The 12,100-nt window shown below is 55.1% G+C and carries 12 protein-coding genes; 1 reads left to right on the plus strand and 11 read right to left on the minus strand.

The window, feature by feature from the left end; all coding sequences use genetic code 11:
* Positions 1-24 precede the first annotated feature (24 nt).
* The 6 genes from OGV89_RS03445 to OGV89_RS03470 all read right to left on the minus strand — a co-directional run bounded on the left by OGV89_RS03445 (position 25) and on the right by OGV89_RS03470 (position 5,897).
* A complete protein-coding gene (locus OGV89_RS03445) occupies positions 25-1,770 on the minus strand; it encodes a putative frv operon regulatory protein (RefSeq protein WP_003847892.1) in 1,746 nt (581 codons plus the stop codon).
* Complete coding sequence (locus tag OGV89_RS03450) at positions 1,770-2,840, minus strand: aminopeptidase (protein ID WP_003847889.1); 1,071 nt, start codon at positions 2,838-2,840, stop codon at positions 1,770-1,772. Before OGV89_RS03450 ends, OGV89_RS03445 begins: the two co-directional genes overlap by 1 nt.
* Positions 2,830-4,275 (minus strand): PTS fructose-like transporter subunit IIBC, encoded by a 1,446-nt coding sequence (locus OGV89_RS03455; protein WP_003847888.1) that lies wholly within the window; start codon positions 4,273-4,275, stop codon positions 2,830-2,832. The genes OGV89_RS03450 and OGV89_RS03455 overlap by 11 nt, the downstream gene beginning before the upstream one ends.
* A 10-nt stretch (positions 4,276-4,285) precedes the next feature.
* The gene (locus OGV89_RS03460) at positions 4,286-4,732 is read right to left on the minus strand and encodes a PTS fructose transporter subunit IIA (protein WP_003847887.1); all 447 of its coding nucleotides are present in this window, start codon (positions 4,730-4,732) and stop codon (positions 4,286-4,288) included.
* Between the two features lie 182 nt (positions 4,733-4,914).
* Positions 4,915-5,238, minus strand: a complete 324-nt coding sequence (locus tag OGV89_RS03465; RefSeq protein WP_003847885.1) for an AzlD domain-containing protein — start codon at positions 5,236-5,238, stop codon at positions 4,915-4,917.
* The gene (locus OGV89_RS03470) at positions 5,238-5,897 is read right to left on the minus strand and encodes an AzlC family ABC transporter permease (RefSeq protein ID WP_003028720.1); all 660 of its coding nucleotides are present in this window, start codon (positions 5,895-5,897) and stop codon (positions 5,238-5,240) included. Before OGV89_RS03470 ends, OGV89_RS03465 begins: the two co-directional genes overlap by 1 nt.
* Positions 5,898-5,998: 101 nt before the next feature.
* Between OGV89_RS03470 and OGV89_RS03475 the strand changes: the two genes are divergently transcribed.
* Positions 5,999-6,547, plus strand: a complete 549-nt coding sequence (locus OGV89_RS03475; protein WP_003028726.1) for a helix-turn-helix domain-containing protein — start codon at positions 5,999-6,001, stop codon at positions 6,545-6,547.
* 57 nt (positions 6,548-6,604) lie between these two features.
* Here OGV89_RS03475 and rhaM read toward each other — a convergent pair whose 3' ends face one another.
* The 5 genes from rhaM to rhaB all read right to left on the minus strand — a co-directional run bounded on the left by rhaM (position 6,605) and on the right by rhaB (position 11,802).
* Positions 6,605-6,919: an L-rhamnose mutarotase gene (gene rhaM / locus OGV89_RS03480; protein ID WP_003847882.1), complete on the minus strand. Its 315-nt coding sequence runs from the start codon at positions 6,917-6,919 to the stop codon at positions 6,605-6,607.
* The gene (gene fucO / locus OGV89_RS03485) at positions 6,916-8,064 is read right to left on the minus strand and encodes a lactaldehyde reductase (protein ID WP_003847880.1); all 1,149 of its coding nucleotides are present in this window, start codon (positions 8,062-8,064) and stop codon (positions 6,916-6,918) included. Before fucO ends, rhaM begins: the two co-directional genes overlap by 4 nt.
* A 126-nt stretch (positions 8,065-8,190) precedes the next feature.
* The gene (gene rhaD / locus OGV89_RS03490) at positions 8,191-9,018 is read right to left on the minus strand and encodes a rhamnulose-1-phosphate aldolase (protein ID WP_003847879.1); all 828 of its coding nucleotides are present in this window, start codon (positions 9,016-9,018) and stop codon (positions 8,191-8,193) included.
* Positions 9,019-9,076: 58 nt separating this feature from the next.
* Complete coding sequence (gene rhaA / locus OGV89_RS03495; RefSeq protein ID WP_003847877.1) at positions 9,077-10,336, minus strand: L-rhamnose isomerase; 1,260 nt, start codon at positions 10,334-10,336, stop codon at positions 9,077-9,079.
* The gene (rhaB, locus tag OGV89_RS03500) at positions 10,333-11,802 is read right to left on the minus strand and encodes a rhamnulokinase (RefSeq protein ID WP_016151265.1); all 1,470 of its coding nucleotides are present in this window, start codon (positions 11,800-11,802) and stop codon (positions 10,333-10,335) included. The genes rhaA and rhaB overlap by 4 nt, the downstream gene beginning before the upstream one ends.
* Positions 11,803-12,100: the final 298 nt, after the last annotated feature.

Here is a 12,100-nt window from a genome sequence, read left to right on the forward strand (position 1 = left end):
AGGCGCTTTTTTCATTTCGGATATTTACTGCCTGAGCAATGCAATAAACGCTTCATATCCGGTCAATCCCGCAATAGTATCAGCCTGATGGCTGCTCAGTACGCTGGATAAATAACTGAAGATTTTTAGTTCATGCCGCGCCTCGGCGGCGGCACAGGCGATCAGGACATGACTGACGGGTTCGTTATTCACCAAAATGGGCTGTGCGAGGGTGATAAAGAAACCGCGGAAACGACGCTCCTGTTCGCTCCAGCAATGAGGAATCGCCAGGCGATTCACTATCAAGTTTTCACCTTCATGCTCCCGGGCGCAAATGCGTAGCGCTTCGTCCTCAGTGATATGGCCCTGGGCCACAAGCTGGCCGCAGATCCGACCGATGATGCTCTGCCAGCTTTCGGCCTTCATATTGGCGTAATGGAAGCAGCCCTGCTGTAAAAAGAAACGTTCGGGCTGCTGGCGGATAAAGGCCGTCGCAAGGAAGTGTTTGATCTGCTCGGTACCCGCTGCGGTGATAATATTCTTGATGGTTAAGGTGTTTTTTAGAGATTCATCAAGCAGATAGTGACTATTGTTGACGATTAACAGCGGGGTGACTTCTTCGCTGATGGCGCTGACTTCACTTGTATTTCGCGCAATGATCACCCGACAATTCAGGACATCCCGCTCAATAGCCTGTTGGTTGATGGTGGCGATAGCATTCTGGTCGGATAATAAAATGACCGGCTGACGCTCGTTTTGATGCCGCTCCAGCGCACAGGCGAAGTAAAGCCCGATGAGATCGCTATCGAACAACGGGATATCCAGTTTTTCGCGCAACAGGGCGATAAAGCGCAAACTCAAATCGAAAGCGGCAGGCCAGGTAGACTTCAGGTTATGCATACTGCTCTGGCGATGCTCCGGTACCCAAACCGGGGCAGAGACGCATCTCAACAGGTGGCCAGTAATATTTTCAACCAGTTGGGCATCGATAACGTTCAACGCGGCAATGCCGGGAACGCTTTTTAACAAGCAGGTCACCGCATCGGCCGAGATGGTCATTGCCTGACGTTGCCTGATTTCCAGAAGACCGATCAGGGTTCTGAAAGCGTTTTCGCCAAGGTAGACTCCTCCTTGTTCCACCGCATTTTTCAGTGATATATACCGACACTCCGGCCACGATCCGGTGAGCTGATTACGCAGGGCGTAGACTGCCAGCACCAGACTTGCCAGGTACTCTCCCGAGATGAACGGGAATTCATCAAGTTTTTCACATGCAGTGTTGAGCCTGTCGATGTTGTCTCGGGTAATACCTGGCAGTGGAATTAAGAGTGGATCTTTTTTAAGCAGATTTGCCAGCAGGATTATGCGTTTTTCTTCTGGTTCATCAATGAAATGACCGACGCCCGGGCGGCTGGCAAGACAAAAGGCGCGCTCATAGCGCTGTTTCAAACGCGGGAGACGATCTGCCACCCAGGTTTCAGGTAAATTGAGTGCTGAAGCCAGCTGTACGCGGGGTGTAAAGGTATTAAGCAGAAGAAAGGCCAGCAACCGGTCATCATTATCATGGCGTTGCAGAAGCTGAAAATAACCGCGTCTGTCGACGATATCCAGTTGATAACCCGCGTTGCCGCCAGGCTGAATACGAGCCTTACCGCTGAGGGTAAAATTGAGGTAATCAATATCACGCAGGATGGTTCGACTCGAAACGCCAGTTTGTCGCGCCAGCTCGCCCAACGGACACGGCTGCTGTTCAAGAATATCCACAATTTTTAACTGGCGTTCCGATAACATTAATTCACCTGGAGAAAGTCGGTGAAGGATTTCACTTTTTCTGCCGTCAGCGAGCTCAGCAGCTCGCGCACCAGCGTAAACAGCGCGTCGTAATCTGCTGCGGAAATCATGCCGCTGTTGGCGTGGAGATAGCGTGTCGGCAGGCAGAGTGCCGCCACCGGACGACCCCCTCCCATAACGTTATAGCGTCCGCCGTCCGTCGCCCCGGTTTTCATGGTGCAGAACTGCAAAGGCGCATCGCTGTTTTTGGCACACGCTTTTAACGCGGCGACCAGCTGTTGATTGGGAAAATAGCGCTTATCGAACAGCATCAGGCCAGGGCCATCGCCAAGCTTGAGCGGGTATTTGATGGCGTCGATTCCGGGCACATCGCCCGCAACTGCGGTATCCAGCACTATCACCACGTCGGGCTTGATATGCTCGGCCGAGGTTTGCGCTCCGCGCAGCCCGACCTCTTCTTCCACGCTGCCCACGCCGTACAGGGTAATGTCAGGGTTATCGACGGTTTGTAACAGCTCAGCCATCAGCGCGCAGCCGACGCGGTTATCCAACGCTTTACCGACGATCTTATCTTCGCCCCAGCGAGCGAAATTGGCTTCCGGGCTAATGAAGTCACCGATCGCAATCCCGTATTTTTCTACTTCTTCGTGGCTGTTAGCGCCAATATCGATAAACATCTCGTCAAAGGTCAGCGGCTGCTGTTTCTGCTTTTCCGTCAACGCGTGCGGAGCGACGGAGCCGATAATACCAGGGATTTTAAATCCCTTGCGTGTGCGAATGGTGACCCGGTGGTTCAGCATCGACTGGCTCCACCAACCACCAATGGTGGTGAAGCGCAAAAATCCGCTCTCGTCGATATGCGTGACCATAAAGCCGACTTCATCCATATGGCCGACAACCGCCACCTTCGGCCCGCGGTTGCCTTTGCGGGCGACAAAGCTACCGAGGCCGTCGAAGGTGATTTCATCGACGCTGGATTCCAGCGCGTTAATGAGAAGAGTACGAACTTCCTGTTCATCGCCGCTGACGGCGCTGGCTTCGCATAACTGCTGAAGTAACTCAATGTTCATGGGCAAGCTCCTGCTGCGCGGCTTTACGTTTCAGCCACAACCCTTTCAGGATAATAATTAACGAAATGTTCAGTGCCAGACCGATAGCCAGCACCAGGTAAAATGATCCCGCCGGAGACATCAGGCCAATCAGCGGATCAAAGATACCTAAACCCGGCGCGAGGCGTTTGATTCCAAAGGCGATAACCAGCATGCCGGTAACGCCACCGGAGAGCGTATTGGCGGTAATCATCGGCAGCGGCGCGGCCAGTGCGTAGGGGATGGCCGGCTCGGTAGCGACGGTGGCGCCGACGACAATCGCACTGCTGGCGGCGGCCTTCTCCTGTTGCGTAAACAGTTTAGGCGCTAAATAGGTAGCGATTCCCGCCGCGACGGGCGGCATCAGCGCCACCACGCCGACGATGGCGTACCAGTCATAGATATGTTTTTCCAGCAGTGAGAAGCAGAAGAACCAGGCCGTTTTATTGATTGGCCCGCCCATATCAAATGCCAGCATCGCACCAACGAGGAAGGCCGCGCCCATTTTCATGGATGGAGGAATGGTGTTCAGGAAGTGCAGCAGACCGCCCATGATGTCGGACATCACCGGGCCGATGACGTAGTAAGTCAGTACGCCGAACACCAGTAAAGTGACAAACGGGATCAGCATAGAACCAAGCAGTGGCTGTAGCGCTTTGCCGAGGCGAACCTTGCGAAACCAAAGGACAAAGTAGCCAATTGCCAGCCCGAGTACGACCGCGCCGAGAAATCCTGCGCCGGACTGCGTACCCAGCAGGCCTTTATCGTTCGCCAGATAACACACCAGAAATGCTGGGGCAAAAGCGGGTTTATCGGCAATCGACCAGGCAATATATGCCCCCATAATCGGGATCATAAAGGTAAAGCCCAGATAGCCGATCGATTCAACAATCCAGGTGAACGACGGCGCGCCTTTCGACATATCGGTATAGGGCAAACCGAACTGCACCAGCATATTGGCGATGGCGACCAGAATACCGCCGCCGATAACAAACGGCAGCGCGGCGGAAACGCCCGCCATCAGGTGGCTCATTACGCTACCGTGCTGGACCTCCTGTTTTCCCAGTTTCACGCTGCTATCGGCGGCGAAAAGTTGGGAATGCGTCGGTAACTGCGTAAAAATCAGGTCGATATTTTTTAGCGCCTGGGAAATGGCGATTTCATAGACTTTTTTCCCGGCAAAACGTGCCCGGTCTTCGCCGCTCAGGCCGCGACCGGTGGCCAGAATGACATAATCGGCAGCGGCAATCTCTTCATTGCTCAGGCGGTTTTCGACGCCGCTTGAGCCCTGGGTTTCGACTTTAATCGTGTGGCCGAGCGAGCGCGCTTTTTGCTCCAGCGCCTCTGCCACCATATAAGTGTGGGCGATCCCCGCCGGACAGTTGGTGATCGCCACTAAACGTAAGGATGACTCCATAGCCGCGTCCTTATGAGGTTAAGGTCTGATTAAGCAGGGCGAGCACCTGGCTGGCGTCACCTTGCTTCAGTTGATCGATGAAATCCTGATGAATGATTTTGCGGCACAGGGTGCCGATGATTTTGACCTGATCGTCCTCGCCGGTTTGTGGCACGCCGAGGCAGATCCAGCAGTTGACGTCCTCGCCGTCGCTGGCTTTCCAGTCCACGTTTTCTGACTTGCGCGCGAACAACACAAAGGGCTGCCTGATGCAGGCGCTCTTACCGTGCGGGACGGCAATACCCGAGCCAAAGCCGGTGGAATGCAGCTTTTCGCGCAGCAATAGCGTTTGCAGGAAAATGCTGCGATCGGAGACATAGCCATTCTGAAACGCCATATCTGCCAGTTGCTTGAGGATGGCATACACGCTATTCCCCTGAATATTCAGGTCAATGCAGTTAGCTGTAAGGGTTGTCATGTGGGGGGCTCCGTTAAAACTATTTGATTTGATTCTAACGGCGAGATGGCGAAGAGATGAGCGGCAATATGTCAGCGTGGAATGACAATTTGGGGCCGAGTTAGCGCGTGGTTTTGTGGGGTAAAACACACAACGCTACAGGCGATTACCCTGATGAATATTTCGCCAGGGTAATTATTTTTTTAGTGTATTCCCGCCATCCTTAACAATGCGGTCACCACCGCGGCGGCAACGATCACCACGATTAGCGGCAGCTTGCGCCAGGCGAGAAATACCGCGAAGCCAACCCCAAGAACCCGCGCCATACCGGCAAAGTGTTCGCCTTCGTAAAAGGTGGTCGCCAGCGCAACGGAGAACAGTAGTACCGTTGCGGCGTCGGAAAGCAGCGCCTGCGAGCGTTCCGAGAACGCTAAACGACTCCCAAGCTTCGCTCCGCCTAAACGCATTAAATAGGTTCCCAGAGATAAGATGGCGATACCGACGATAAACAGCGTCATGTTGCCCATTATTTTTTCCTCGTCAGTAAGCCAAACAGTGAGAGCAAAACCGGTAAACCGACCGGCGCAAAGGGGATGGCGGCAAGCGACAACCCGGCACCGCTACAGGCGCGAATCAGTGTGGTGCGGTTTTTAAAGGCCGGGACCACTAAGGCCAATAAAATTGCAGGGAAGACGGCATCCAGACCGATGGTTTCCGGGGCGGGGAGCAGTTTGCCGACGCCCGCGCCGATCAGTGTGCCAACAGGCCAGAAAATAGCGACGCCCAGACCGCACAGCCAATAGGCTGCTTTACGTTGTTCGGGTGTTTTTTGCGACAGGCCGAATACTACGCTTTCGTCGTTCATGATATGACAGCCGAGGAAACTCGCAGCCCGGGAGCCCACAAGATCGCGCACCGTGACGCCAAACGGGATGTGTCGGGCGTTGACCAGTAAACCGGCAGCCGCAGCCGCCAGTGGGTTACCGCCGCTGGCGACGATGCCGATAAACATAAACTCGGATGCACCCGCCAGCACGGTAATAGAGAGCACAAACGGTACCCACAGCGGGAAGCCGTAGGCCATTGCCAGCGAGCCGTATGACATGCCGACTACGCCGACGGCCAGACAGACTAAAAATATTGCTTTTATTGTGTCGCCTTTGAGACTGGAAAAATAATGTTTCATACCATTTTAGCCATATCGAACGAATTTCCATTATAATGAACGCGACCAGTTAATATTACAAGTCGAACGATTCGTTCGATATAAAGAACATGGAGTCGTGAATGACCCAGCCCATCAGTATGATCGCGAAAAGCCTGGTGCGTGAACGTCAGCGCACCGGTTTGTCATTGGCAGAGATTGCCCGTCGCGCAGGGATTGCAAAATCGACACTCTCGCAATTGGAAGCGGGCAATGGCAATCCTAGCCTGGAAACGCTCTGGTCGCTGTGTGTGGCGTTGGATATTCCCTTTGCGCGCCTGCTGGAGCCGCAGGAACAAAAAACGCAGGTGATTCGCCGCGGCGAAGGAACAAAAGTTGTGGCTGAGCAGGCCCACTATCAGGCCATTTTACTGGCCGCCTGCCCACCGGGGGCACGGCGGGATATCTATCTGCTGCTGACGCAGCCGGGTGCGGATCGGATTTCACAGCCGCATCCGCCGGGATCGGTTGAACACATCATCGTGACGCAGGGTAAGGCGATGGTGGGATTGACGGAAGCACCGGAGGAGTTAGGCGAGGGCGACTATATTTGTTACCCCGCTGACCAGGCGCATATCTTTAAAGCGCTGGAGCCTGACACCCAGGCGATTCTGGTTTCTGAGCAGAACTAACTGTTATGTTGCGTTGTGCCGGATGCGGCGCGTTAGCGCCATATCCGGCCTACAAGACTACTGCAAATAAAACACTTCTTTTAGCTCTGCGCTGACCGGGCTGTTGTCTGGGTTGGCCGGCATTACGTCGCGCATATGCTTCCACCAACGTTGGCAAACGTCGGTGCTGGCAATGGCATTCCAGCGTTCTTCGGACTCAATCTCAACGGTGGCGAACAGCAGATTGCGCGCCTGATCGAGATAAATCGCGTAGTGATGGGCGCCGTGTGCTTTCAGCACCGCTTCCAGTTCTGGCCAGATGGGATTGTGCCGACGCTGGTACTCAACGTGCGCGTCGGCATTCACCTGCATTATAAAGGCCTTGCGAATCATAACGCCTCCAGATACAGCTCGCGGACCTCGTCGCGGCTGGCGGTGCGCGGGTTGCACGGCGCACACGGATCGGCCAACGCTTTATCCAGCCAGCCCTCAATATCCTCTTTCGTCACGCCAAGTGAACTAAAGCCCGCAGGAATACCGACACGCTTGCTGAGTGCACGAATCGCGTTGATGGCCTCCATACTTGCCGCTTCATCGCTCATGTCACGGGTATCGACGCCCATCGCCTGCGCTACGCGGGCAAAGCGCGCCACGGCGTTTGGACGGTTAAAGTTTTCGATTACCGGCAGCAGGATGGCGTTGCAGACGCCGTGTGGCAGATTATGGGTTGCGCCCGGCTGGTGCGCCAGCGCATGCACCAGACCGAGACCAGCGCTGTTAAAGGCCATCCCCGCCAGATACTGACCAAACGCCATTTGCTCACGAGCGTCGAGATTATGACCGTCGTCGACCGCTTTTGGTAGCCACAGGTTGATCAGGCGAATCGCTTCCAGCGCGTTAGCGTCGGTGAGCGGATGCGCACCAACGGAAACATAGGCTTCCACCGCGTGGGTTAAGGCGTCCATACCGGTTGCGGCGGTGACGGATGCCGGGATGTCCAGCATGACGCTGGCGTCATCCACGGCGATATCCGGGATGATATTCGGGTCGATGATCACCTCTTTGACCTTACGGGCAGAGTCGATAATGACCGCGTTGCTGGTCATCTCTGCTGCCGTACCGGCGGTGGTATTGATGGCGACCAGCGGTACACCCGCATTTTTCACTTTGCCTACGCCGGAGTAAGCAGTAGAAGGGCCGGGGTTGGCGGTCAGGATCTTCACCGCTTTAGCCGTATCGATCGGGCTACCGCCACCGAAGGCAATAATGTAGTCACATTTGGCGTCCTGATACGCCGCGAAACCTTTCTGCACCAGCTCTTCCGTCGGGTTTGGAAACACCTCATCAAACAGGTGGTAAGACATCTGATGTTCATCCAGCGCGGCAAACAGGCTATCCAGCAGGCCCAGCTTTACCAGTTGACCATCGGTGACGATCAGCGCTTTGCCCCATTGTTTATTCGCCACGAGGTTCGCCATATCGGCAATCGCGCCGGCGCCATGCAGGCTAATTTTTGGCAGTGCCAACATAAAGCTCATCACTATTCTCCTTAAAAAAATTCCCTGGTGCCCGATGGCGCTACGCTTATCGGGCCTACGGTGAAATGCGCACCGTCATGTAGGCCGGATAAGGCGAAGCTGCATCCGGCGTTGAGTGGGGAGGTATCAGTACAGCTCTATGGCGCTGGCCAGCGGCGTCACGCCGAAGCGTTTGCCAAGTGCGATCAGCTCTTCACGCGTAATGGTCTGCTTCATACCGCCCATCGAGTAAATCTTGACCAGAACCTCAGCGGATTTCTCTGCGGTATCGATCAAACCGAACGCTTCGTCGAGGGTGGGTCCACTGCCGAACACGCCGTGGAATGGCCACAGTACCAGCGAGTGTTTCTGCATTTCCTCGGCGGTCGCCTGACCAATTTCATCTGTACCTGGCACCATCCACGGCAGAATACCAACGCCATCCGGGAACACCACCAGGCACTCGGTGCTGCCTTCCCACAGCTTGCGGGTAATCAGCGCGGTGTTGTTTTCCAGCACGTAGGTCAGAGCGATCAGGTTGGTGGCATGGCAGTGCATGATCACGCGGTCTTTACCGTTCGTCGCTTTAATGCGTTCGCAGTGAGAGAGGAAGTGAGCCGGCAGTTCAGAGGTCGGTACAGCCTCGTGAGTCAGGCCCCAGAGGATGTGGTAGCCCGCACCGTCGCTGTCGATTTTCACCACGCCCAAATTGGCTGCTGGATCGAGCTGGACGTTGCGGAAAAATTTCCCCGAACCGGTGACGATAAACGGCGTATTCGCCAGCAGCGGCATCGGCTGACTCAGCGCGATATAGCGTGGTTTTTCGTGGAAATCGGCGCTAAATGGCGCGATATCTGCTTCATCAAGACGCAGCGTCAGGTTACCGCCGTTACGCTCGTCCCAGCCTTTCAGCCACGCATCAGAAGTGGCTTTTATCATCCCCTGGACGAACCAGGAAGTAGTAATGTTTTGCATGTTCGGTGTTCCTGTTTATTGCCCGAACGTTATCGGGCCTACAAGCCTGGTGTCACGGTTAGCTACGTTTGCTCAAAATCTCTTTTTCATAAGTGCGCACGCTGTCCAGCCACTGGCTGCCCGCTGGCGTGTCGTGACGCTGGCAATACATCTCCCAGACGGCCTGCCACGGCAGCGATTTTTGCTCTTCCAGCAGGGCCAGGCGTGCGGTGTAGTCGCCGCTGGCTTCGAGCTGGCGCAGTTGCTCGGTCGGTTCTAACAGCGCGCGCAGCAGGGCTTTTTTCATATTGCGGGTACCGATCACCCACGCGGCGATGCGGTTAATGGAGGCGTCGAAGAAGTCGAGGCCGATGTGTACGCGGTCAAACAGGTTGTGGCGCACGATCTCGCTGGCAATCGCCTGCGTTTCATCATCCAGCAGCACCACGTGATCGCTGTCCCAACGCACTGGACGGCTGACATGCAGCAGCAGGCGCGGCACGTACAGCATGGCGGCGGAGATTTTGTCGGAAATCACTTCGGTCGGATGGAAATGACCCGCATCCAGACACAGCGCCGTCTGGCGACTGGTGGCGTAACCCATGTAGAACTCGTTAGAGCCCACGGTGTAGCTTTCCGCACCGATGCCAAACAGCTTGCTTTCGACGGCATCGATATGGTGCGCCGGGTCGAGTTTCTCGCTGATCACTTCGTCCAGCGCGTCCAGCAGACGCTGGCGCGGCGCTAAACGATCAACAGTGATGTCTTTCATGCCATCCGGGATCCAGATGTTCATCACTGATGGCGTACCCAACTGCTCGCCAAAATACGCCGAGACGCGACGGCTGGCTTTGCAGTGATCGATCCAGAACTGGCGAATGGTGTCATCGGCGTGGGCCAGCGTGAAACCGTCGGCGCTCAGCGGGTGTGAGAAGCAGGATGGGTTGAAATCCAGTCCTAACTGGTTCGCTTTCGCCCACTCCACCCAGTTTTTAAAGTGCTCAGGTTTGATTTGATCGCGGGCAACCGGCGTATCAGATTCCAGATAGATCGCGTGCAAATTCAGACGTTTTGGACCCGGAATCAGGCTCAGCGCCTGCTCCAGATCGGCCCGCAGTTCGGTGGCGTTACGCGCTTTACCCGGATAGTTACCGGTAGCCTGAATACCGCCAGTGAGCGAACCTTCCGGATTTTCGAAACCGGCGACATCATCGCCCTGCCAGCAGTGCATGGAGATCGGCAGACGATCGAGCTGGCGTAAGGCCGCCTCGACATCAATGCCTACCGCGGCGAAACGCAGTTTTGCCAGTTCCCAGGCTTGTTCAAGTTGAGTGGTCATGCGCAAAGCTCCTTTGTCTGTCGTAGTGATTGAAACTGCGCCTGGTAGCGGGCAATTTCACTTTCAGGATTGGGAATGAAGGTGGTCAGTTCGTAGTTAGCGCGCACCACCTGACGGAAATCATCAACGTTGTTCAGCTCGTCCAGCGTCATCAGCTGGATGCCAATATTGCCGAGCGTGGAGGCCTCAATTGGCCCGGACATCACGCGAATACCGCAGGCATCCGCGCACAACTGGTTCAGTAAGGTGTTCTGGCAGCCGCCACCGACAATGTGCAGTTGGCTAAATGCTGCACCACGCAGTTGTGCCAGCTCTTGCAGGATGTCGGCGTACAGCAACGCCAGGCTGTCGAAGATACAGCGCGCCAGTTCGGCGTTTTGCAGGGGTACGGGTTGGCCTGATTCACGGCATGCTGCCTGAATTTCTGCACTCATATCGTCGGGGTTGATAAAGCGATCGTCGTTCGGGTTTATCAGGAATTGACAGGCCGGCAGCGCTTGCGTTTGGCTGATAAGCGTTGGCAGGTCGGAAATCTGGCGCTCTTTTAATACGCGCTGGAGCAGCCACAGCCCCATAATATTTTTCAGGACACGGTAGCGCCCTTCCGCGCCGCCTTCGTTGGTGATATTCGCCGCCAGTGCCGCATCGTTGGTATACGGCGTTCTGCTCTCAAAGCCCATCAGCGACCAGGTCCCGGAAGAGAGATAGGCGCTGTTTTTGTCGGCCAGCGGAGAAGCTATGACCGCGCTGGCCGTGTCGTGACTGGCGACGGCTACGACCGGAATTTGATTTTTCTGCGGGCAAATCCAGTGACCAATTACGTTCCCCGGATGTGTCGGACGACCAAACCAGGCTTTGTCTGCTCCGGTCCACGCCAGCAGAGTGTCATCCCAGTCGTCGGTATTAATATTGACTAACTGGGTGGTGGTGGCATTGGTGTATTCCCAGTTCATTTTGCCGGTCAGGCGAAAGCTGAAGTAGTCGGGGATCAGCAGGGCATGGGCCACCTGCGGGAGCAGTTCTGGCTGTTGTTCAACCAGCGCACGCAACTGATACAGGGTGTTAAAGGGCAGAAACTGAATGCCGCTACGGCGGTAAATTTCACCTTTACCCGGCTGCGCCATCGCTTGCGCCATAATGCCGGTCGTGCGGCTGTCACGGTAAGAGACCGGCAGACCGACACGTTGACCGACGTTATCGATCAGAACGTAATCCACGCCCCAGGTATCAATTCCGATGCTGTCTATCCGAATGCCTTCATCGCAGACTTTTTTCAGGCCAAGACGAATATCGTTTTCCAGGCTGTCGATGTCCCAGGTGTCAAAACCGTCTGTTTTTTGCAGGCAGTTCACGAAGCGGTGGATTTCACGCAGCGTCAGGGTGCGGTGTTCACTGTCGTAACGCGCCAGCATTACGCGCCCACTGGATGCGCCGAGATCGACTGCGACACAATGGCGAAAAGTCATAGCGAGGTCCTTCTGAGTTTTATTGCACTCAGTCTAAGAACCCCAGATAACGCGTACCTTCTTGACAGTGACAGCCACAATTAGCGGCTGGCAACATGGCAAAGGTGAACGTGATGCTGTTCACAATTTCTATTAAAAGGGTCGGTTTTAGCGGATGTGACGTCTTCCGCAATTCCCGATCTTTCCCGCCATTTCTTGAAGAATTGACCGTGTTTACGCACTTTGGCGTCAAAAATTTAAGGTGAGGGTGATAACCCTTAATTACTATTCAGCCATGTTCATTTGATCGGGAAGGATG

The sequence above is a fragment of the Citrobacter sp. Cf125 genome, assembly GCF_030333935.1.
GTDB lineage: Bacteria > Pseudomonadota > Gammaproteobacteria > Enterobacterales > Enterobacteriaceae > Citrobacter > Citrobacter freundii.

What these genes read in the sequence shown, in the direction of transcription:
- OGV89_RS03445 (WP_003847892.1), bottom strand. Translation starts at nt 1,770, where the DNA reads ATGTTATCGGAACGCCAGTTAAAAATTGTGGATATTCTTGAACAGCAG.
- OGV89_RS03450 (WP_003847889.1), bottom strand. Translation starts at nt 2,840, where the DNA reads ATGAACATTGAGTTACTTCAGCAGTTATGCGAAGCCAGCGCCGTCAGC.
- OGV89_RS03455 (WP_003847888.1), bottom strand. Translation starts at nt 4,275, where the DNA reads ATGGAGTCATCCTTACGTTTAGTGGCGATCACCAACTGTCCGGCGGGG.
- OGV89_RS03460 (WP_003847887.1), bottom strand. Translation starts at nt 4,732, where the DNA reads ATGACAACCCTTACAGCTAACTGCATTGACCTGAATATTCAGGGGAAT.
- OGV89_RS03465 (WP_003847885.1), bottom strand. Translation starts at nt 5,238, where the DNA reads ATGGGCAACATGACGCTGTTTATCGTCGGTATCGCCATCTTATCTCTG.
- OGV89_RS03470 (WP_003028720.1), bottom strand. Translation starts at nt 5,897, where the DNA reads ATGAAACATTATTTTTCCAGTCTCAAAGGCGACACAATAAAAGCAATA.
- OGV89_RS03475 (WP_003028726.1), top strand. Translation starts at nt 5,999, where the DNA reads ATGACCCAGCCCATCAGTATGATCGCGAAAAGCCTGGTGCGTGAACGT.
- rhaM (WP_003847882.1), bottom strand. Translation starts at nt 6,919, where the DNA reads ATGATTCGCAAGGCCTTTATAATGCAGGTGAATGCCGACGCGCACGTT.
- fucO (WP_003847880.1), bottom strand. Translation starts at nt 8,064, where the DNA reads ATGAGCTTTATGTTGGCACTGCCAAAAATTAGCCTGCATGGCGCCGGC.
- rhaD (WP_003847879.1), bottom strand. Translation starts at nt 9,018, where the DNA reads ATGCAAAACATTACTACTTCCTGGTTCGTCCAGGGGATGATAAAAGCC.
- rhaA (WP_003847877.1), bottom strand. Translation starts at nt 10,336, where the DNA reads ATGACCACTCAACTTGAACAAGCCTGGGAACTGGCAAAACTGCGTTTC.
- rhaB (WP_016151265.1), bottom strand. Translation starts at nt 11,802, where the DNA reads ATGACTTTTCGCCATTGTGTCGCAGTCGATCTCGGCGCATCCAGTGGG.